Origin of the sequence: Leptospira barantonii (assembly GCF_002811925.1) — a bacterium.
Classification (GTDB): domain Bacteria; phylum Spirochaetota; class Leptospiria; order Leptospirales; family Leptospiraceae; genus Leptospira; species Leptospira barantonii.
On the sequence record NZ_NPDS01000011.1, the window covers coordinates 1 to 20,155 of the forward strand.

The 20,155-nt window shown below is 43.9% G+C and carries 21 protein-coding genes and 1 other RNA gene; 10 read left to right on the forward strand and 12 right to left on the reverse strand.

The annotated features are described in order from the left end of the window. Window positions 1–336 precede the first annotated feature (336 nt). Window positions 337–1,347, reverse strand: coding sequence for an LA_2444/LA_4059 family outer membrane protein (locus CH367_RS19825; protein WP_100764247.1), 1,011 nt, complete (start codon window positions 1,345–1,347; stop codon window positions 337–339). A gap of 154 nt (window positions 1,348–1,501) precedes the next feature. Here CH367_RS19825 and CH367_RS19830 point away from each other — a divergent pair, with 154 nt between their 5' ends. Together CH367_RS19830 and CH367_RS19835 are read left to right on the forward strand one after the other, a co-directional pair. Continuing rightward, a complete protein-coding gene (locus CH367_RS19830) occupies window positions 1,502–2,482 on the forward strand; it encodes a patatin-like phospholipase family protein (protein ID WP_100764248.1) in 981 nt (326 codons plus the stop codon). A gap of 177 nt (window positions 2,483–2,659) precedes the next feature. Next, the gene (locus tag CH367_RS19835) at window positions 2,660–3,022 is read left to right on the forward strand and encodes a hypothetical protein (protein ID WP_100764314.1); all 363 of its coding nucleotides are present in this window, start codon (window positions 2,660–2,662) and stop codon (window positions 3,020–3,022) included. Window positions 3,023–3,081: 59 nt separating this feature from the next. Here CH367_RS19835 and CH367_RS19840 read toward each other — a convergent pair whose 3' ends face one another. Next, a complete protein-coding gene (locus tag CH367_RS19840; protein WP_100764249.1) occupies window positions 3,082–3,732 on the reverse strand; it encodes a TetR/AcrR family transcriptional regulator in 651 nt (216 codons plus the stop codon). Window positions 3,733–3,851: 119 nt separating this feature from the next. Here CH367_RS19840 and CH367_RS19845 point away from each other — a divergent pair, with 119 nt between their 5' ends. Together CH367_RS19845 and CH367_RS19850 are read left to right on the forward strand one after the other, a co-directional pair. Continuing rightward, window positions 3,852–5,324 carry an amidohydrolase family protein gene (locus CH367_RS19845; protein WP_100764250.1) on the forward strand — a complete coding sequence of 491 codons (1,473 nt, stop codon included), beginning with the start codon at window positions 3,852–3,854 and terminating at the stop codon, window positions 5,322–5,324. A gap of 3 nt (window positions 5,325–5,327) precedes the next feature. Next, entirely contained in the window at window positions 5,328–6,797 is a 1,470-nt protein-coding gene (locus CH367_RS19850) for a M20 family peptidase (RefSeq protein WP_100764251.1), read from the forward strand. Between the two features lie 48 nt (window positions 6,798–6,845). On the opposite strand, the gene CH367_RS19855 is transcribed toward CH367_RS19850, so the two are convergent. Together CH367_RS19855 and CH367_RS19860 are read right to left on the reverse strand one after the other, a co-directional pair. Continuing rightward, window positions 6,846–8,648 (reverse strand): methyl-accepting chemotaxis protein, encoded by a 1,803-nt coding sequence (locus CH367_RS19855; protein WP_100764252.1) that lies wholly within the window; start codon window positions 8,646–8,648, stop codon window positions 6,846–6,848. A 187-nt stretch (window positions 8,649–8,835) separates the two neighbouring features. Next, entirely contained in the window at window positions 8,836–9,687 is an 852-nt protein-coding gene (locus tag CH367_RS19860) for a hypothetical protein (protein WP_100764253.1), read from the reverse strand. Between the two features lie 159 nt (window positions 9,688–9,846). On the opposite strand from CH367_RS19860, the gene CH367_RS19870 reads away from it, so the two are divergent. Further along, a complete protein-coding gene (locus CH367_RS19870) occupies window positions 9,847–10,281 on the forward strand; it encodes a universal stress protein (RefSeq protein ID WP_100764255.1) in 435 nt (144 codons plus the stop codon). 65 nt (window positions 10,282–10,346) lie between these two features. Here the strand turns inward: CH367_RS19870 and CH367_RS19875 are convergent, their stop codons facing one another. Continuing rightward, the gene (locus CH367_RS19875) at window positions 10,347–10,910 is read right to left on the reverse strand and encodes a SelL-related redox protein (protein ID WP_100764315.1); all 564 of its coding nucleotides are present in this window, start codon (window positions 10,908–10,910) and stop codon (window positions 10,347–10,349) included. A gap of 73 nt (window positions 10,911–10,983) precedes the next feature. On the opposite strand from CH367_RS19875, the gene CH367_RS19880 reads away from it, so the two are divergent. Continuing rightward, the gene (locus CH367_RS19880; RefSeq protein ID WP_100764256.1) at window positions 10,984–11,703 is read left to right on the forward strand and encodes a TerC family protein; all 720 of its coding nucleotides are present in this window, start codon (window positions 10,984–10,986) and stop codon (window positions 11,701–11,703) included. Here the strand turns inward: CH367_RS19880 and CH367_RS19885 are convergent. The 3 genes from CH367_RS19885 to rnpB all read right to left on the reverse strand — a co-directional run bounded on the left by CH367_RS19885 (window position 11,690) and on the right by rnpB (window position 14,015). Beyond that, the gene (locus CH367_RS19885) at window positions 11,690–13,048 is read right to left on the reverse strand and encodes an Ntn hydrolase family protein (RefSeq protein ID WP_100764257.1); all 1,359 of its coding nucleotides are present in this window, start codon (window positions 13,046–13,048) and stop codon (window positions 11,690–11,692) included. The genes CH367_RS19880 and CH367_RS19885 overlap by 14 nt on opposite strands. 114 nt (window positions 13,049–13,162) lie before the next feature. Beyond that, on the reverse strand, window positions 13,163–13,591 hold the full coding sequence (locus tag CH367_RS19890) for an acyl-CoA thioesterase (RefSeq protein ID WP_100764258.1): 429 nt from the start codon (window positions 13,589–13,591) through the stop codon (window positions 13,163–13,165). A 30-nt stretch (window positions 13,592–13,621) separates the two neighbouring features. Next, window positions 13,622–14,015: RNase P RNA component class A (rnpB, locus tag CH367_RS19895), an RNA gene on the reverse strand. A gap of 128 nt (window positions 14,016–14,143) precedes the next feature. Here rnpB and CH367_RS19900 point away from each other — a divergent pair. The 3 genes from CH367_RS19900 to CH367_RS19915 all read left to right on the forward strand — a co-directional run bounded on the left by CH367_RS19900 (window position 14,144) and on the right by CH367_RS19915 (window position 16,081). Next, window positions 14,144–14,593, forward strand: coding sequence for a tetratricopeptide repeat protein (locus CH367_RS19900; protein WP_100764259.1), 450 nt, complete (start codon window positions 14,144–14,146; stop codon window positions 14,591–14,593). Between the two features lie 192 nt (window positions 14,594–14,785). Further along, entirely contained in the window at window positions 14,786–15,073 is a 288-nt protein-coding gene (gene hpf / locus CH367_RS19910; protein ID WP_010574237.1) for a ribosome hibernation-promoting factor, HPF/YfiA family, read from the forward strand. Between the two features lie 66 nt (window positions 15,074–15,139). Beyond that, window positions 15,140–16,081: a tetratricopeptide repeat protein gene (locus CH367_RS19915; RefSeq protein ID WP_100764316.1), complete on the forward strand. Its 942-nt coding sequence runs from the start codon at window positions 15,140–15,142 to the stop codon at window positions 16,079–16,081. Between the two features lie 4 nt (window positions 16,082–16,085). Here the strand turns inward: CH367_RS19915 and CH367_RS19920 are convergent, their stop codons facing one another. The 4 genes from CH367_RS19920 to CH367_RS19935 all read right to left on the reverse strand — a co-directional run bounded on the left by CH367_RS19920 (window position 16,086) and on the right by CH367_RS19935 (window position 19,339). Then, window positions 16,086–16,649, reverse strand: a complete 564-nt coding sequence (locus tag CH367_RS19920; RefSeq protein ID WP_100764260.1) for an LIMLP_12425 family protein — start codon at window positions 16,647–16,649, stop codon at window positions 16,086–16,088. Between the two features lie 5 nt (window positions 16,650–16,654). Continuing rightward, complete coding sequence (locus CH367_RS19925; protein ID WP_100764261.1) at window positions 16,655–17,257, reverse strand: RNA polymerase sigma factor; 603 nt, start codon at window positions 17,255–17,257, stop codon at window positions 16,655–16,657. Between the two features lie 83 nt (window positions 17,258–17,340). Beyond that, the gene (locus CH367_RS19930) at window positions 17,341–17,700 is read right to left on the reverse strand and encodes a PilZ domain-containing protein (protein ID WP_100764262.1); all 360 of its coding nucleotides are present in this window, start codon (window positions 17,698–17,700) and stop codon (window positions 17,341–17,343) included. Window positions 17,701–17,884: 184 nt separating this feature from the next. Next, window positions 17,885–19,339, reverse strand: a complete 1,455-nt coding sequence (locus CH367_RS19935; protein WP_100764263.1) for an MBOAT family O-acyltransferase — start codon at window positions 19,337–19,339, stop codon at window positions 17,885–17,887. A 177-nt stretch (window positions 19,340–19,516) separates the two neighbouring features. On the opposite strand from CH367_RS19935, the gene CH367_RS19940 reads away from it, so the two are divergent. Further along, window positions 19,517–20,122: a DUF3332 domain-containing protein gene (locus CH367_RS19940; RefSeq protein ID WP_100764264.1), complete on the forward strand. Its 606-nt coding sequence runs from the start codon at window positions 19,517–19,519 to the stop codon at window positions 20,120–20,122. The last annotated feature ends 33 nt before the right edge of the window (window positions 20,123–20,155 follow it).

The window sequence follows — 20,155 nt, forward strand, 5'->3', positions numbered from 1 at the left end:
TCCTCCGCGGCGCAAGATCCAAATTAATTACGTCACTCAACCGGTCAAACCCTTTTTAAAAAAATTGTCCAGATTTTAGTTCTTTTTTTTAAGAAGAATCAGATGCAAATTCCGCGTCCCTTGAACCGGAAAATCACAGTGAATCGACTTCATACTTTATTTTCCATCCTTGAAAGAAGTTAGAATTGATTTTGAAATCATGACTATTGGAAATAAATTCTTGCTTAAAGAAAAACCGCCATTGTTGAATTCCGAATTCTCTGCAAAGTTATACACAAGTTATTTACAGTTTTCAAGTATGCAGATCGTATGAAGTCGTCAATGATTCACAGAATATTAAAAATTTATAGAAAGTCCCAAATATGCTCCGCGCAAAAGATCCCTATGTCCGGATTGAATCGTATGAGAGATTTTCCACACGTTGGAAATTTCATTCGCATCATTCGTTCCACTTCGAAACGGATCGTTGGATGCGATTCCAAAACGTAGATCCGTTTGATTGAATCCGTAATAACTAAACTGTGAATCGATATAACTATAACCCACGTAGAATTTAAACGATTCTGAAATTTGATATGCGACCGAAATGTCGACCTCGCCTCCTCGATAGATTCCGCGAACGCCGGAACTTCCGGCGGAAACTACGATCGAATCCAAGGTCATCGACGTCGGTTTGTAAAAACGATTTCCTTCCGTGTAAAAAAGATCCACACCGAGGCTTATGAAGAATTTTTCCCGGATTCTATAATCGGTTCTGAATACGAGTTGAGGTCCGTATGTGTAGAAGTATTCTTCATACGCGCCTTCCCGTAGATAGTAGCCGTATTTGTATTTGTTGATATTTCGGATTCCCGCGCCCGCAAAAATTCTCCAGTCGTCGTTTGGATCGAAAATTTTAAACAGATTCAACTCAGCTTCGGATCGAATCATCGGATTCAAATACTGTCTTCTGATTTCGAATCCGGAAGAACCGGCCTGTGTTACGATCGTATTCGGATTTGCTAATTCGATTTCATACGCCGAAATTTCCACGCGAAACTTCTTTTCCGAATGATCGAATCGTAATACGAAAGGCGTCAAAACCTTTTGGTTTTGTTGGATCGAATCGGCTTTGATCGATGTTTCCAACAGAGAACGTTCCGTATAAGAAGTGAAATCATACGGGGTCCATTGATACGTTTGGCGTTTGAGAATCAGTTCAAAAGAATTCTTTCTTCCGTTTTTGCTCGGATCTTCCTTCTCGAACTCCGCGTTCAAAGTTGCAAAAGCGGAACCGATCCAACAAAGAAGAATCGAAAATTCCAAAATTCTTTTTCTTTTCGAAAAGCGGACATAACGTGTTTGCATAACTTTCTCTTTCAACCTGAATTATAAAAGAGTTTCGAATTTGAGCGAAACCGGATTTGAATTACGGATCTCTTTTCTTTTTTCGGTTCGCAAAAAACGACATCCCAAATGGTATCCTCGTTGAAAGAATCCTCAAGCTTAAAAAGCTGAACTTATGAGTTCTTATTTTACTCCGGGCAAAACGGTCTTTCCGGGAAATAACCACATTCTCCCCAAACCCGGAAAAAAATCCACGGCCTTGATCGTCGCCGGAGGAGGAATGAAGGGTTCTTTTGCGGGCGGAGTGCTTGCCGCGCTTCATCAGTACATTCCGTCGACTCATTTCGATTTGATCGTGGGTGTTTCTTCCGGTTCCTGTTCCGCGGCGTATTACGCGACCGGTTTCGAACAAAGTTACGAAGAATCGATTCGAATTTTGGATATCTGGACGAAGGAATTGATCGGGAATAAATTTATTTCTTTTTTACATCCCTTTAAAGGCAAAACCGTACTCGATCAGGAATATCTAATAGACTTTATATTCGGCGAAAAATATAGACTTCCGAAAGAGAACTTCGATAGAAAAGAAGCCCCTCCTCTTTACATCGCCGTAACCAATCTCGCAAAACTTCAGGCGGAATACATCAAGGCCTCCGCGTCGAACGCTCTCAATCTTTTAAAGGCGGCAACCTCTCTTCCGATCGCGACCAGAGGAAAATGGAAATTAGAAGATCAGTTTTACGGAGACGGGGGAATTGCGGATCCGATTCCTTTGGAGAAAGTGATCGAAGCCGGTTATAAGGACATTACGGTTGTCTTAAATACCAATCAGAACGAATATTCGAGTCCTATCTCCAAATTTTCCGGTTGGCTCGCGTATCCTTCCGATAAAAAACTCAGTCACATGATTACAAAAGTGCATCATACGATGTACAATCGTGCGGTTCAGATTCTCAAACATCCTCCGAAAGACGTTCGCATTCAGGTAATCTCGCCTTCGTATCAGGAACTCACGATGGTGACTACGAGCGCGGAAAAACTCACACGTTCGATCAACCGAGGAATCGAAGCCGGATTCAAAGCGGTCGCTTCCATCAAGGAAGAATTCTCCCATTTCAAAACCAAACTCAAAGACAAGGGTTGGAAAATTCTGTAAGAATTCTTTTTTATTTTTCTTTTGCAAAAAGAAATATGACAGGTTTGAAATTCTTTTTTAAACCGAAGACGAAGCCATCACATTCAATTATTACAAAATTCTTTTTTGATTCCGTTTTTGTTTTACCGTTCTCCGAACCTCCTCGACCTTAAACGAAAGGAGTTTTTAGTTAGAATGATGAATAAAAATACAATTCGTTTGAGAAACGCGTCGATCGTCGGAATCGTAGCGGCCGCCTTGGAAGGTCTTTTGATTTTTTTCGCGGACCCGAACGCTTCTCGTTGGATTCTAATCCAGGCTATGTTGTTTTGGTTTTCCTGCGGGGCCGTGGTTTCCGTAACGGAGATCGGAATCCCGAAATTAGTTTCTTCGATTGTACTCACGGAACTGCTCAATCTTCCCTGGTTTATCACGTTGGTAGTCATTCCGGGAAACTGGGGACATCTTATCCCTTTGATCGTAGCCAGTTTGATCTTTGGAACGATCATCGGCGGACTCAACGTTTTGTTAAAAACGCCCGCACCCGAGTTCGCGCGTTAAAACATTCAAAACCGAGAATATTCAAATTCTTTAGAATTGAATCGACTTCGTTTCTTCGATCACTTCGGTCCGAAATTTTTTCGGGCCGAATACAGATGATTGGTGATCATCGCGCGCAGTTGTGTAAGAATTCTTTTTTTCTCCTTGTTTTCCATCATGGAAGTCAATCGAAGCGCGCTTCCGATGGAATCACAAAGAAGAACGCATAAGTCCTGGAGTTTGTTTTTCTGCATTCTCGGGACAAAACATTCCAAGGCGTCCGCGACGATCTCTGCATTCTTTCGAGTGTCTTCGAGATCCAATTCGCGCAACAGCGGAAAAGCCTGCGACCCGCTCCAAACGATTTGAAACACAGGATCGGATTCATACGCGCGTTCGAAAAGATCGAGAATCTTTTTTACGATTCTGTAAAATCGAATGTCTTCCGTCGCGGTCTTGCCCATATCGGCCAACTCTTGTTTTAACTCGGTGCGAAGTAAGTCCAGATGAATCTGAGCGATGGCGCGTAGAATCGCGGGTTTACCCGAATAATATCGATAGATCGTTCCGATGGGAGAATCGATCGCGTCCGCGATCTCTTGGAGCGTAAACTTATCGGGTCCGTTTTTTAAGATCAGCTTCTTCGCCGAATTCAGGATGACTTCCTGTTTTTCCCGAGCCCTTTTTTGGATCGGATTGATTCTCGGTTGGAGAACGGATTCTTCTTCCATAACGTCATCGTTTCATAGACCGAAAATCGTTCAACAATCATTCTTGACAAAAAATGAGGATGGCTCATTATTTGAATTGTAAAAAGTGAGACTTCCTCATCTTTTTAAAGGAGACGTTTTTGAAACGATTCGTTTTGCATTTGATCCTGTATATAACTCTGCTTTTTCTCTTTCTTTTCGTTTGGATTTTTTATTTCGTATTTAAAATCCCTTCTCCTTCGGTTCAACCGAATGAAACCTTCGTTTTGGAGGGTGTCAGGCTTTTTGATCCCGGTAAAAAATCGTTTTCGAATTTGGATCTTCGATTTCAAGATTCTAAAATCGTTTCCATAAACGATTCCGCAAGTCCGCTTAACTCCGAATTTGCGAATATGATCGTTACCCCGGGTTTGACGGACATGCACGCTCATCTTCCGCCGAATAATCTTCTCGATTTGATCCCTTATTTCTCGCTTCTTTATCTTTCCCACGGAGTGACCACGCTCCGAATCGCGGGAGACATCGACGGAACATCGGTTCCTTATGCTAAGAATGGAATATTCAAAAACGATTTTTTTGGTCCGAGAATTTTTTCCTGCGACGCGTTCGTAACCACCGGACCTCCGAGATGGAAAAATTCGATCGTGGTCAATTCTCCGGAGGAAGCCGCTCAAGCGGTTATAACGTTGAAATCCAAAGGCGCGGATTGTATCAAGTCCTACGAAAACTTAAACGTTCCGATGATTCGCGCCGTCGTCGAAGCCGCGAACAAGGAAAATTTAACGGTTCTCGGTCACGTTCCGTTCGGACTTACCTATGAAGAAGCGGCGATTCCAGACGTTCAACACTTTCACGGGATTCCAAGACCCGAATGGGTTTCGAAAAACAACGTCGTCAACCGAGTCTCCGATTGGGATCGTGTAGACGACCGTTTGTTAAACGACATCGTAAACTTTTCGGTTCGAAATCGTATCGCAAACACGCCCACGTTAGTCGCATCGGAAAGACTTCTTCTTTATCGAGATTACAACTCGGCGATTTCACAACCTTCGATTCTTTTGATGCCTCGATTTTATAGGGAGATCGTATGGAATCCTTCTTCCGGAATTCCCGCGTATCGCAACTTGGATGTTTCGTATCTGAACGAAACCGTGGAGAAGGCTTTATTCAAAAAGCTAAAACTTCTTTTAAAATTATTCCAAGCCGGGGCAACACTTCGAATCGGATCCGACGCACAACAACCCTTTGTGGTTCCGGGAGAATCCGTCCAAGGAGAAATGGTTTTGTTTCACAAAGCCGGAATTCCTTCCGAAGACGTTTGGAAAATTGCAACGGTCGACGCGAATGAAAACTTAAAGAACCAAGATTCGTTTCATCTAGAGAAAGGATTCTCTCCGGATCTTCTTGTGTTTCGAAAAGACCCCGTGAAAAATCTCGAGAACATGTCTTCTTTATACGCGGTTATCGCACGCGGCAAGTTGTATCGAAAAAAGGATTTGGATCTTCTCGTAAAAGCGCACCAAGATCGTCTGAACGATTCGATCTACGAAAACATTTCGATGTTTCTCGGAAGAATCGCATTGGAAAAACAAACCAGGGATTTTAAACACTGAACCATGAAAAAAATAATCCAAATCGCAATCGTTTCGTTTTGTGTCCTCGTTTTCGTTTGTATCTTCAACACGTTTCGAGTTCGTAATATTCCTTCTTTCGTTTCCGCGGGAGAAAAAGAAATCGTTCCCATCGACGCCGCGGTAAAAAGACTTTCGAAGTCGATTCGGTTTAAAACCGTTTCGTCCCTGGAGAATCCGTTTTTGAACGCGGATCAGTTCCTCGCGTTAAACCGACATATCGAAGAGAGCTATCCCCTCTTAAATTCGAAACTTGTAAAAACGAAAATCAACGATTCTTCCTTTTTTTACGAATGGAAGGGTTCCGATCCGAGTTTGAAACCGATTCTACTCTGCGCACATTCGGACGTTGTGGATGTCGAGGCCGCGACCGAATCCTTATGGACGGCAAGTCCGTTCGGCGGAGAGATACGGGACGGGTTCGTTTGGGGAAGAGGATCCTGGGACGACAAAAGCAGTCTGTTTGCCATATTAGAATCCGTTGAAATTCTAATACGAAAAGGATTTAGTCCGAAACGAAGCGTGTTTATCGCGGTCGGTCAGGACGAGGAGGTTGTATACGGAACCTCGGGCGCCAAGGCCATCACCGATACATTCAAAAAAATGAATCTGCGTTTCGATTATGTTTTGGACGAGGGACAACTCGTCGCCGAAAACATCGTACCCGGAATCGACAAACCCGTCGCGTTAGTCGGAATCGCAGGCAAGGGTTATCTCACAATCCGTCTGAATGTCGATCTAAAGGAAGGCGGACATTCTTCCATGCCTTCCCGGGAAACCGCGATCGGAATCCTCTCTTCCGCTTTACATCGTCTTGAAAACTCTCCGTTTCCATTCTCCCTGAACGCAGTTTCGAGATCCACGTTCGAATGGTTGGCGCCGTCCATGAACTTAGGTTCTCGTTTTGTTTTTTCCAATCTTTGGCTTTTCGAAAGAATCTTAGAATCCAGATTGAGCGAAAAAAATTCGACAAGAGCGCAACTCCACACGACGACCGCGATCACGAAAATTTCCGGCGGATTCAAGGACAACGTTTTGCCTTCAAGAGCGGAAGCAACCGTAAACTTTAGAATCATCCAAGGTGATACGAATTCGAGCGTATTGAAAAGAATTTCAAAAATCATAAACGACGATCGTGTGAAAGTGATCGTTCCCGAAACACTGATCGAACCTTCGGACGTTTCGGCGACGGATTCGAAAAGTTTCGAATCGATCCGCGTCGCGATTTTGCGTACGATTCCGAACGCGATCGTGGCTCCGGCCCTCATGTCGGCTTATACGGATTCGATCCACTATTCTTCGGTAGCGGATAACGCGTATCGATTTTTTCCGGTGCGCGCCAATCCGGAGGATCTAAAACGGTTTCACGGGATCGACGAAAGAATTTCGATTTCGAACTACGAGGAGATCATCCGTTTTTACGCGGAAATCATCAAAAATTCGAATATTCAATAAATGGAAAGTATCCGGGTCCGATTTCGATTTCGAAGACCCGGTTTATTTTTAGGTTTTGAAGAATTCCACTTCGGACTTGAGTTTGCCGGCTTGTTCGTTCAACGTCACGGCTAACTCGTCGATCTGAGTCACTACCTGATTTAAAAATTCGGTCGTCTCCGAAATCGCGACGATCGTTTTCGAAAATTCGGTTGAAGTCTGCGCTTGTTCTTGCGTATGATTTCGAATTTCATCGGAGGAAAGAGAAAGATCGGTGAAGGCGGACTTCACTTGTTCGCTCGCCGTCAACTGGGAATCCGACAACGAAGCGACTTCGGAAACACGGTCCAGAGTAACCGCGACCGTATCTCCGATTCTTTGAAAGACCGTTTGAGTGGATTCGATCACTTCTCTTCCGCTTTTGGTCGCGTTTAACGCTTCCGAGATCGCGCCCGTGATTCTCTTTGCGTTCTCTTGTGTTTGTTCTCCGAGTTTTGCGATCTCTTGTGCAACAACGGCAAAACCTTTTCCGGCCTCTCCCGCTCTCGCGGCTTCGATGGCGGCGTTTAAGGAAAGTAAACCGATTCTATCCGTGATTTCTTTGATTACGTTTACGGTCGCGCCCATCTTCATCGTACTTTCTTCGATGGCTTCCATCGCTTTTTGAGTTCCTTGAAGCGCTTCTTCACCGCTTCTGGTTTCACTCTTCATACGATCCGCGTCTCCCTTGGTTTCCAAAAGTGCGACGTGAACCTGACGGATTCTCGCTTCCAACTCCGCGAGAGAAGCCTGCGCTTTTTTGGCGATCTGCGCCTGACTTTCCGCCCGAGACGCCGTAGAATGAATCGAAGCCGCGATCTCTTCCACTCCGGAACTCATCTCTTCCGTGGAAGCGGCTTGGTCCTGCATCTTTCTCGAAAGTTCGCGGGTATTTTCTCCCAGGTTTTTGGAACTACCCGAAAGTTTCTCAGCTTCTCGAACCACACTCTTTACGATAATACGAAGTCGCTTAACAAATTCGTTCAACGCCTTACTGCTGGAACCCAACTCGTCGCTGGAAACCATAGGAAGAACGTGTGTGAGATTTCCGTCGGACATTTCTCCGAAAATATCGATCATGTTCTCCGAATTTCTTCGGATCGTGGAGGAAAGCTGATACGAAACGATGATGACCGAGATCAGCATAAAAACCAAGGTAAGAATCAACGGTATCGTAACGTCTCCGAGTTTGACCCAACCCGAAGTCTCTTCGAACAAAAGATAACCGAAAACTACGATCGGAAGAGAAGCGATCGAAACGATCGTGCTCAGAATGCGCGCGTGAACTCCGACCTTCCGCATTCTTTCCGAATCGATCTGAACTTCGTTGAGTCGCTCCGATTCCAAAATATCCACGAAGCTCGATTCGGTGAGAAAAAAATGCGAAACGCCTAAGATCGGATAAATGATCAAAGGAAGAAATAAAAACGGAAACGATTCCAAAAAAGTCGGAGCGAAAAAAAGATGCAAGAGCCACCACGCATACGGAATTCCCGAACTCCATTGAAAGAGATAAAAAAAAGTGTTATAAAGAGGAAAGTTGAGAATTCTCGTTTTGACGTCGCTCTTCTCCTTCGAGTTGAGGGTAAACCAAACCGAATCGTCGAGTTTACCGAGCATCCGTCCTAAATACAAAAAGCGTATAAACGGAACGACGTAAGAACAGGATGTGGAAATCGTCGCGCTTACGATCAACGAGATGGATTTGCTAAAATCGTAACCGCCCGCGGTGATGATAAAAAGAACCGCCAGGGGCACCGCCAAAACGGAAGTCAGCAACTCCAAACCGAGAGTTAATTTCCATCGCAACTTCCTAGATTCAAACTGATTCATGTTTTACTCTTTGTATAAAAATCGAAGACTATCATTCGAGCGGACCGAACGGATTCAATCCACAATTATCAGACGAACCCGTTTTTTTTTGCTTACACGAATTCGAGAAATTCAAAGGAAATTATTTTTTCACCGAATTCCCCAAAAGACGATCTTCTGACACAAAGATAACGCGCGTTAATTCGGATTAGGCGGCCTCCTTCTCTTCTTCCTCCGGAATCGGAATGAACTTCGTATTCTTGCCCGCGTCCTTCAGGGAGTTCATGGTTTGAAGATATAATTTTTTGATCACGGATGATTTCCAGGAAAACCAAAAGGAGATTTCCTCGTATGTGTAAAGCGTTTCGATCCTCAGAAGTTTACGTTTCAACTTCGACTTGGATCTTGAGGATCGATCGCGGGCGTTTTTTCTTTCGGAAAAAAGAATCTGATGCGAGACCTCCATTCTTTCCAAAAGATCCAATTCGCGTTTTCGAGACGAATAACGTTTTTCCATTCTTTCCTTCAAAAAATCACGGATCGAATTTCCGGAAACGGAAAGAATACTTTTTAAAAGAAGAATCTCCCATCTCTCAAGGAATAGATTGTGTTTGAGTTTCAGGATGAGAACTCCTCTCGGATCGCAGTTCTTAAGGATGTCATTTAAAAAGATTCTGTGCGCGGCGGTTTCGGATTCCATTTCGGAGGAATGAAAAACCGGTCCGATCAACGTATCCGGTTCCAAAAAACCGGGTTCTTGTTTGCGGTTTTGAATTTCCTTTTTCCATTGATTGAGCACGAGGTTTTTCAAAAATCTGATCGCAAACGCGGGGAAGTTTTCGTATTTTCCCTTTTCATATATCTCGGAGAAATATTCAATTTTCTGAATGAATCGAACGAGCACTTCGTTTTTTCCGTCCTCGCTCAAGGAGAATTTTCTCGCCGCGATTCTTTTGATCCAAAACGCCGCCTGTTCTATCAAGGTTTCCGAGTTGCCCGAATGTTTATATTCTAAATAAGAATTTATGAATATACGATCTTGTTCCGAATTATTCTGCATTGTCGGAAAAAAATTCGTTTAGAGCGTTTCTTGTCCAAGTTTTTTCGATAAGGTCCGTTCTCCGATTGATCAAAATCAAACCTTGAAAACCTAAAATTCTTCGTTTTTTGATTGGAAAAGATCTTTCGAAGAGATACACTTTTTGCAAAGAGAAAGAACATGCAAAGATTCATCAAAAAAATTTTAGTCCCCGTGGACGGTTCAGAGAGTTCCAAAAAAGCTTTGGAGATGGGAATTGCGATCGCGAAGGCGGCCAATGCAAGCCTCACCGTTTTGGAGGTAGTCGAAGAATTCGGTCCACTTCCCGGTTATTACGAAAAGGCCCCCGAAGGAAAGGACAGAGTGAAATGGATTTCGGAACAAAGATTCGAAAAGATCCATTCTCCCTTGGACGAATCTCCGGAAATCAAATGGGATCGATTGGTTTTGGAAGGTTATCCCGCCGACACGATCGTCGAAACGGCTACTAAAGGAAATTATGATATGATTGTGATCGGTTCGAGAGGTCTTTCCGCGGTGGGAAGATTTTTAGTCGGCTCGGTTTCCGATCGGATCGTTCATCACGCGACTTGTTCGGTCACGGTGGTTCGTTGATAAGAATTTAAGACGAATTGATAAACGAAGTCGGTCGGCTCTACAACCGAAAACGGAACGCGCATTTAAGCGGGCATAACGTCGGGTCCGAACTCCGCTCCCGGCAACAAGGTAACTCCGGGAAGATTTTTCCAATCGGGATGATCTCCGATATGTCTGTATCTGTGTTCCCAAACGATCCGGTCCCGCACCACTAAGAACACCCCCGGCATCTGTAAAGGATTGCGGCCGGGAATTCCGTAAAAATGTCCTTTTAACGTGGCCCTTGCGGTTCCGATCAAAACCTCGGGACTCGCGAGTTGTACTAGATTGGCCGTATCCAATTTTAAATCCTGATAGAATTCCGTTTTCGGATCGGCGACCACCGAAGCGTCTTCCCAAACACCTTCGAAAAATTTTTCGCAATCGTTCGGTGTTCCCGGAAAAAAAAATAAAATGGGAGGAAAGGAAAGACAACTTTCCGAAATTTCACGAAGATCGGAAATCGCTTCCCGGCTGAAGATACAACCCGAATGTCTTAAGAATACGAGAAGACTCAAACGAGGAGGAAGACAAGGGAGAATGGTTTTGTTTCTCAGATGAATTCCTGTCGCTTCGCGAGTCGAGAAACTTTCAGGAAGAAACTCCATACTTCCAGTATGCCTTCTTAAATTTCCTTGTAAATCGATTGATTTCCTCGTTTTCGAAAAATTAATTGCAAGCATGGAACTTCTCACACTCGATACAGTGATCGCAATTCTGACCCTGACCTTGATGGAAATCGTTCTCGGGATCGACAATATAGTTTTTCTATCCATCGTTTCCGGAAAACTTCCCAAAACTCAACAGAACAAAGCGAGAAATCTCGGACTTACCCTTGCCCTCGGTTTTAGAATCGGTTTGTTGTTCGCGGTCAGTTGGATCGCTTCCCTAACCAATGCTCTTTTTACGATCGCCGATTTTGCGGTTTCGGGAAGGGATTTGATTATGCTCGGCGGAGGACTTTTTCTAATCGCAAAAAGTACGAGCGAGATTCACGGAAAAGTGGAAGGAATCGAAGATGAGAATTCCAAATCCAAAAAGGAAAAAATTTCTTTCTGGAGCGTGATCGTTCAGTTGATCCTTCTCGACATCATTTTTTCGGTCGATTCGATCGTAACCGCGGTGGGTTTATCCGGAAACTTTCAAGTGATGGTGGCCGCAGTGATTCTATCCATGATCGTGATGCTTATCTTTTCAGGAACGGTCAGCGATTTTATCAACGAACATCCTACGATGAAGGTATTGGCGCTTTCGTTTTTGATCATGATCGGAGCGATGTTGTTCGCGGACGGTCTTCACTTTCATATCCCGAAAGGATACGTATATTTTTCGATGGCATTCTCGCTCGGAGTGGAACTGATCAATATGAAAATCAGAAAGGCGGGAACTAAGAAACACTGATCCCGGCCTTCTGATTCCAAAAGGACCATTGCAATCTGTAGAAGGGCGCGAATACTTTCTTAGGCTGATTTTTTTTCAGTTCGTTTAACAAATTCGCGTTCCATACGCGATATTCCTGAAGGGCCGCGCTCGCGGCCTTTCCGCTCAAAAGATCCAAACCTTTCGAAGGGTTCGTATCTTTTTCAAGTTTCTTCAGTTCTTGAAACCAATCTTCTTCCAAAGAATCGATCCTCGGTTGAACGAGTCGTTTCGCCTCAGGATAAAAACGCTGAATTTCTCTGTAGAATTTTTCGTGAGTCCACCAAAGAGAAGTATCCAGCTCCGCGGTCGGCGCCTCGAAATTTTTTTCCAAGAAGGAAGTTCCCGGAAAACCCGCGGGAAGAAATAAGGAAATCGAAGGAATCGACGTTCCCGTAAACCAAAAACGATTTTGGGAAGAATCCGTCTTCAGCTCCGCAACCAAGGAACCGGTAGTACCGTTAGGCGTAATCGGACCGGTAGCGTGTAGACAAACCGAACCCATGTCCGAGGCAGAAGGATAAAAATTTCCGCGTTCTCCCGGTTCTCCTTCCTGTCTGAGAATTTCCATCGCGGCCCTCGCGTCTAAATTCCCTTTTTTGAATGTTCCCATCGCGCCGGTTCTCGCCCTGCGCACCTTACACTTGCTAAAAAAAGTGAAGAATGAATCCGAAAACGCTTTGCGGAACGAAAACGTTTCTCCGTTTTTAATCCAACCTTTTTGTAAAGCGAACTCGATCGCTTTCGGATGAATCGAATCGTAGTCGTCTTCCAAAGTAAGTCCGTTGGAAATCGAATAAAAACCTTCTATCTTTTTCCAAGCCCAAAACTTTCCCGCGGTTTCGAGCACGAACGCGTTCTTTGAATCCACGATGATAAAACTGTTATGATAGTAAAAGGAAGAATTCGTATAACCGCCGCAAGCGTCCTGACCGAATTTTTCAAGAAGATCCAAGATCGTTTCTCTTGCACTTTCCGCGTCCTTGCTTCTTTCCAATGAAAGACGAAGCAGATCCATTCCCGTGAGACCTTGATTCTTTTTTTCAAAAGGAATTTTTGTGAAGACCGCTTCGTTTCCGATGACGACGCCGGATGCGTTCGCACCCATCTCCGCTCCCCACATCTGAAATGGTTTGGAAAGAATCACTTCTTGTGTTTGTGGAACGCCGGGAACTTCGATGTAAGTACAACGTGTTTTTGTTTCTCCGGTTCGAGAAGGAACACGAAGCAGAGCCTGCGCCTCGTTCGGTTCACGATCCGAATTTTTTCCAAAGATCATAGAACCCGTTCCGGTAAAGGAAGGTGTGGCAACGAATGTATCACACATGATCGCAAAAAATTCTCCGTTTCAAACGGATTGGCAAGTCGTTTTTAGGGAACCGCTCGACCCAATTTTAAAACGAAGTGCGCTTTATAATTGGATAAAGTTTCGATTCGATTCTTATTTGGAAACTTGGCTCTGTGAAAATAAGTTCTTATAAATCTCAGGCAGTTGGGTCGGTTTTTGTGTCGCGAAGTTGAACCAAAGAAATTCTCCGCTTGCGGTGGCTACACAGTCCCCTTCTCCGTTCCACATCGTACAAGATATGTGAAACGATCTGGAAGTCACTCCGTCCACCTGCATGGTAATCTCCAAGGTTTCCGGATATCGAACCTGCCTTCTGTATTCCACTTGGATATGCGTGATTACGGGTCCTCCCTCGGAAGGACGATCCGGGGTATCCCAGAGGTTTAGGTCCGTAAAGTAATTGGCCCTAGCGTTTTCAAAATACTTCGCGTAGACTACGTGATTTACGTGTCCGAACGCGTCCATATCGCCCCAAGCAACCTTTTGAAAATAACTGTAAGAATAACGAATCGGTTTTGCCATCGTTCATTTTCCAAAGAAAAAAAATATTTCGTACGCATTCTGCCTGTAAGCCGGATTCTGTCCTCTCCCGAAGGAGATGGATGACCATTTATCTTGCTCCGAAAGTTACCGATCGGAGTCCTTGCTCTCTACCCACGGCCCCGTGGAAACGACTAAAAGGCCGCCTATTTGAGATTGCACCCGGGAGGGTTTACCATTCCCGATTTCTCTCAAAATCGGAGGTGGGCTCTTACCCCACCATTTCACCCTTACCGTCGAATTCCTCGACGGCGGTATCCTTTCTGTTGCACTTTCCATACCCTTTGCCTTGAAATTGCTCTCAAAGTAAGAATTCCGGGCATTACCCGGTCCCGTGTTTCCCAGTGTCCGGACTTTCCTCACCCTTTTTGTTTCCAAAAAGTAGCGCGATCATCCGGCAGAATGCTTGATTTCGACTATTTTGAGAAGGCCCAAGGCCAACCAGAAAAAAAAAGAAAGAATCTAAGAATCTTCCGAAATTCTGGCACGCCCCTTGCATATATATAGACAGAACACTGGATCAGGGGTGACAAGATGAACAAGTTTGCAACAATCGCTCTCTTTTTAAGCATTTTTACCGGACTTTATGCAATGCCAGAGGCCCAAAAGGTCGAGGAAGAGCTTAATAAGTTTACACCTGAGAACGAAATCCAGCTCGCAAACAAGCTCAGCGCCTTGGGTAGCCTCAAACAAAAAGTAAGAGACTACAACTCTGCAATCGATCTTTACAACCAATCTCTCAATGTTCGTGAGAAAATGGGAGAAAAAGAATCTTCCGGATACGCTCTGGTTCTTTACCTCAAATCCATCTCTGAGTTCCGTCAAGGGAAGTCTTGCCAGGCACTTGAGAACATCAAAAACGTTATTTCAATCTATCAGAAAATCGGGGACATCGACTCTGCTCTGAATGCGGAAGAAGAAGCTTTCAAAAAGTATCAAGAAGCATGTTCCATCCATATGGAGAATGTTGCGAACGCTCAGTAATCAAATACTGCGCCCCATTAATTCATCCCATCTCTAGTTCTAACTGACTTGGCCCGCCCGAAAGGGCGGGATTTTTTTTGATTTGACTCTTCTCCTTTCAAGACTAACCTGAAATTCCGGATCTTGAAGTTTTCCGACTAAATCCCCGTCGTCTCATATTATCCGGTACAAAAAAACAATTCGGAGCGGCCTATGAAAATAAATTATAACTGGAAAAACGTCGATCATTCCAAAGCGGCGGAAGAATATGCGGACAGCAAACTGGATCGTGTTTCTAAATACCTTCATACGGTTCAGTCTTTTGAAATCTCTTTTGAAATGATTCACGGAGAAGTTAGCGCAAATCTAAATCTGCACGGAGACGGAAACAAGTTCAACGCTCAAAATTCGAATAAAGACATCTACGCTTGTATCGACGGCTTGGAAGACAAAATCGTAAAACAAGTCAGCAAACATCACGATAAAAAAGCAACCCACTGATCCGATCGCATCTACAATCATCCGGTGGATTCTTCCGCCGGATTCCGACCTAAAAAGAAATTCTCAATGTCCTTTTCCAGAAAACTCGAAGAAGCCAATCAATACATCAGCGATGGAGATTTCGACAAAGCCAAAAAGGCTTTCGATTCTCTTCTTGCGGAAGATCCGGAAAATCCGGAAACGATCGCGGGATTTTTTATCTCTTCGTATTGGGACAATCGTTTGGATCGGATTCACAACGCAAAAGAAGGTCGTGAAAGAAGTCATCTTCTCGTTCAATATTTTTCCGAATTTCAAAACGCGTTCGAACTTCGAAAGTTTACGGGCAATTCTTCCTTTCGAGCGATTTCGGAATCGGTTTTATCGGAAGCCGTCGACCAACTCAAAATTTCGGTTCAAAGAGAAGGTCTTCATTTTCAAGATCCGTCCGCTCTTTTGAGTTTGATTCGAGAATTGATCCGCTTTAGAGACTACAGAAACGCGCTTGAGATTCTCAATTATTCTTCCTCTGTGGAAAGAAATTCTCCGGAGTTCTTATATCTGAGAGCCGAGTCCCTTTTTCAAACCGGAGAAGAAAGAAAATCGATGATTCTTTTCCGAGAAGCCTTTTTAAAGGATCCTTCCGCGGCTCCTCTGGGTGTTTTAAAATCGGAACCGATTCTTGTCTGGATCGAGAAGCTGAAAGATTCTTATCAGGACGAATCCGATCTAAAGGAAATACTTCCGGTCGTTTTGGCGGAGCGTGGTATCTTCGAAGAAACCAGAAATTATTCCGAAAAGGAAATTCTCGGATATTATCAAAATCTAATTCGTTTGAAGGATACTCTCAATTCGAGAAAGGATCTATACGATTTTAAGATTCGGTGTAGAATTCTACAACACGCGTGTCTGATCCTGGATGTTTACAGAGGAATGCAATACAGTGAAATTTATCAGGAGTCCAAGAGGATTTTGGACTCCGTCGATCCCGGCTTTGTTCAAAGACGTCAAGACGGGATTAAAAGATAAGAACTTAGGGATTGTTTCCTTGGGTTTGTTCGAGAATCCGATCCATCTCTTCCGCCATTCTCAGATCGCCTTTTTCGGAAAAATATTTCCTAAGAGAATCGATCGTCTTTCTGGATTCGGTAGTATTCGGAATCTGTTTGAGAAGGGATTTGTCCAATTCGGATTGAAACTTGCCGGAGGAAGGAATGTCCTGAAAGTTGCCCGCTTCGGATTGTCCGAAAACGGTTCCCGATCTTTCGGTAAGAATCGGTTCGCCGGAACTTTGAAATCTGTTGTACGTTACGAAGACGATTGCAAATGCCAAAATGGCCGAAAAGGAAAATTGAAGACCGCGATTCGCGAAGACGTTTTCTCGGATTCTTTCCCATCCGTTTTCACGCTCGGGGCGGATTGCCTTCAGTTGATTTTTCAATCGAATCGAGAATTCGTCGCTTAGGTTTATGCTACGAAGTTCTTTGTCCCTGAGTTCGGACATCGTTTTCACTAAAGAATTTTCTATCTTGAGCAAATCTCCGTCTTCCTTTCGGAGGAAAAGCGGAACCTTGAATTTTGACTGTAAACTTTTCATCTTTCTTACCTAAAGTATCCTTCACCCTTACCATCTTGCAAAATCAAATGTTTGAGAAATTCCTTCGCCTTAAAGAGCCTGCTCTTTACGGTTCCCACGTTGGTTCCCAGAACTTCGGCGATCTGTGCGTAGGACATTTCTTCGAAGTATCTGAGTTCGATCACCTCTTTGTAGAGATCTTCCAACTCGTTGATTTTGGTAATTAGATAGTTGGACTCATCACTAAGTTCAATTTTTTTTTCGAATCCGACGCGATCGTCCGTTACCTGGTATTCCTTATCGTCCATGGAATTCTCTTTAGCTCGTTTCCGTTTCGCTAACAAGTCCTTGGATTTGTTGACCACGATACGATAAAGCCAGGTATAAACACCGGACTCGGCGCGAAAGTTTCGAATGGATCTGTATCCGGAGATCAACGCGTCTTGTACGATGTCCTCCGCGTCGTCTCCGTCCTTGACCATGGAGATGGCTTTGCGATAGAGCCTTTCTCGAAAAGGATTTACGAGTTGGATATAAGCCTCGTCGTCCCCTTCCTTGATCTTTTTGAGAAGACCGATTTCGATTTCTCTTAAAGTGGGTTTCTTAGGAATGATTTGTTTTTGTTCCATGCTTGTAGAAGATGAATCCTGATTCAAAGATCCTGAAGGAAGCGGATATGGCAATCCGGAAACTTGGGACCGAAGAGATACGATCAGGGATCTTGGAGAGAAAGATTGATCAAAACCAGGGTTTCCGTCAAAACCATGGGCATTCGATACCGCAATCCGTAGACGAATCTCTCTTTGTGATCGATTGTTTCCGGTCCGGCCCAGACGATATCTCCTTCGAACTCGAGACGTTTCCCCGATTTCTTTTCGATTACCGAACCGTGTACCGGTTCGGTTACGTCCAAGTCCTGCCCGTTTAAGATAAGACAGATTCCGGTTTCGGAAATGTTTCCGAGTTTTGCGTGAAGTGTGATCAAACCGAATTCGATTTGAATGATATAGTCGGCGTAACTACCCGGATAGTATCTATGACTTCTTGGCTGTTGATCTGGGTTGCCGGACATATCCAGATCAGGGTTACAACGGAATGACGGTTTGTCGAGAAGGATTTTATCGGAAGTTAACGGCGCTTAGAAGGTCTGTAACCTAGGATAACGTAAACTTATTAGAACTCCGATTACAAAACAAAAAACCGCAGAGAAAGGAACGAGGTTCGTAGCGGTTTTGTTAGTCGAGAATTCTCCACAATCAAAATTGAAAATAGATAAACGGCAGTTCTAAGTCCGGAGTTAAAAGAGCGAGAATAACCGCGATGATCGGATAACAAGCAAACTCGAGCCAGACCGGCGGGTTCCATTCTTTCTTTTTTTCAAAGATCTGATAACCGAGCCACTGTGCGATGATCACGCAGAGAATCACCGGGATTCCGGTCTTCAACATATAAGGACGTAAGCCGCCTTCGGTATATACGAACATCTTTTTCAACATGATCCATTCTTTCTCGATGGACTCGGCTCTGAACCATGTGCCGACCGAAATTCCGATCAAGTTCGTAAGAATGATCTGAATCGGAACTCCGATCTTTTCGGGAAGAAGTCTGAAGTTCGGAAAGTGTTTTTCCTTATAACTCTTATACATCGATTCGATGAGTAAGAGAGTTCCTTGACAGGTCCCCCAGATGATAAAGGTCCAAGCCGCGCCGTGCCAAAAACCGGCGACAAACATAGTAAACCAAAGATTGAATCGATGTCGAAACACTCCCGCTCGGTTTCCTCCGAGAGAGATATAAACGTAATCGCGAAGCCAAGTGGAAAGAGTGATATGCCATCTTCTCCAGTATTCGGTGATACTTCTTCCGATAAACGGCATCCGAAAGTTTTCGGGAAGTTCGTATCCTAAAAGAAGAGCGGACCCATAGGCCATATCCGTATAACCGCTGAAGTCGCAATAGATCTGAATCATAAACAAAGTCGCGGCCAGCCAAATAGCGGCGGTTCCGAAACTCTCGGGATGTGCGTAAATTTTTTCGGTGATAGGAGCCACGTTATCCGAAAGCACAACCTTCTTGATATAACCCATGATGAAATAACGGAGCGCGATTCTGAACTGAATGTCGGTCAGATTTTTCGTTGTGTTCATCTGATGCAAAAAGGTTCTTGCGGTTACGATCGGACCGGCGACGAGTTGTGGAAAAAAAGAAACGAACAAAGCGAATCGTAAAAAACTTTTCTCGGGGAGAATCTGTCCGCGATAGACGTCGATCGTATAACTCAAAGATTGAAACGTATAAAAGGAAATTCCCACGGGGAGAATGATGTGCAGAATCGGAAGCGCGTTTTTGACTCCGAAGTTTCCGAGGAAGAGATTGATCGAGTCCGCAAAGAAATTATAATATTTGAAAAAACCGAGAATGAATACGAGGTTCAAAACTAAACTGACCGTGATCAGAATGAATCTGTTTCTTTGATCTTGGGAAGAATGAATTTTAGCCGCGAGGACGAAATCGATCACGGTGGAAAGAAGGATGAGACCGCCGAATCTCCAATCCCAACTCATGTAGAAATAGTAACTAACGACGAGAAGAAAAAAATGCGAAGCGGTAAGAGCCTTCGTATCTTTTCCTAAAAAATACGGAATCACATACCAGTAAACCAGGAATACGAAGATAAAAAATACGAAAAATTCTAAAGTAGGAAAAAGCAACCTTCCGCTCCCGATGTTCCCTCTATATTTTTCCGAACGCGGTTTCGGTCAAGGAATTATGACCTGTCCTTAGGCCTTGCTCCAAGTCGAATTTCCGTTTTGAAAAAAGAAAAATCTTGCATAATTTTCGGGAAGGGATTCAATTCTCAAAAAATCTGACAAAGGAGTTGTCCTTTCATGCAACTAACCAAGTTTCGTAAGTCTATCGTAGCAATTCTCGTCCCGATGTTCTTTCTCGCTTCCTTCGCGAATTGTTTCGGTAAATTCGCAATCACCAAAAAAGTTTACGATGTGAACGAGAGCTTCAATATCGGTAGCGGATTGTTTGCGAAATTCATCAAGACTCTTGTAATGTATTTTCCTTTCAGCATTCTTTACGCAGTGGGTTTCTTTTTCGACTTAATTCTTTTCAACCTGATCGAGTTCTGGTCCGGAAGCAACCCGGTCGGTTACAACGAATATGATGAAAACGGCAAGTTCGCAAAAACTTTCGAAGAAAAGGGAGAGAAACTGACTCTGGTTTATACCGACTTCGGAAAAAGACTCGATATCACCGCTGAAAAAGACGGAAGCGTACAAACTCTTTCCGCTCTTCGTTCCGAGCCCGGTAAATTCTTCGTTGAGAAGAATGGAAAGTTGGAAGAGATCGTTGTGACCTCAGAAACAGTCGGATCGAAAACGATTTTGAAAATGGCCGAACAAGGAAAACTCAAGTCTACGAAAGTTGTCGATACGAAAACGTTAAGCGACTTGGAAGAAAAACTTTCTTCCGAATCTCTTTAAAATTTAAGAATCGAATCCGATTCGAAACATAAA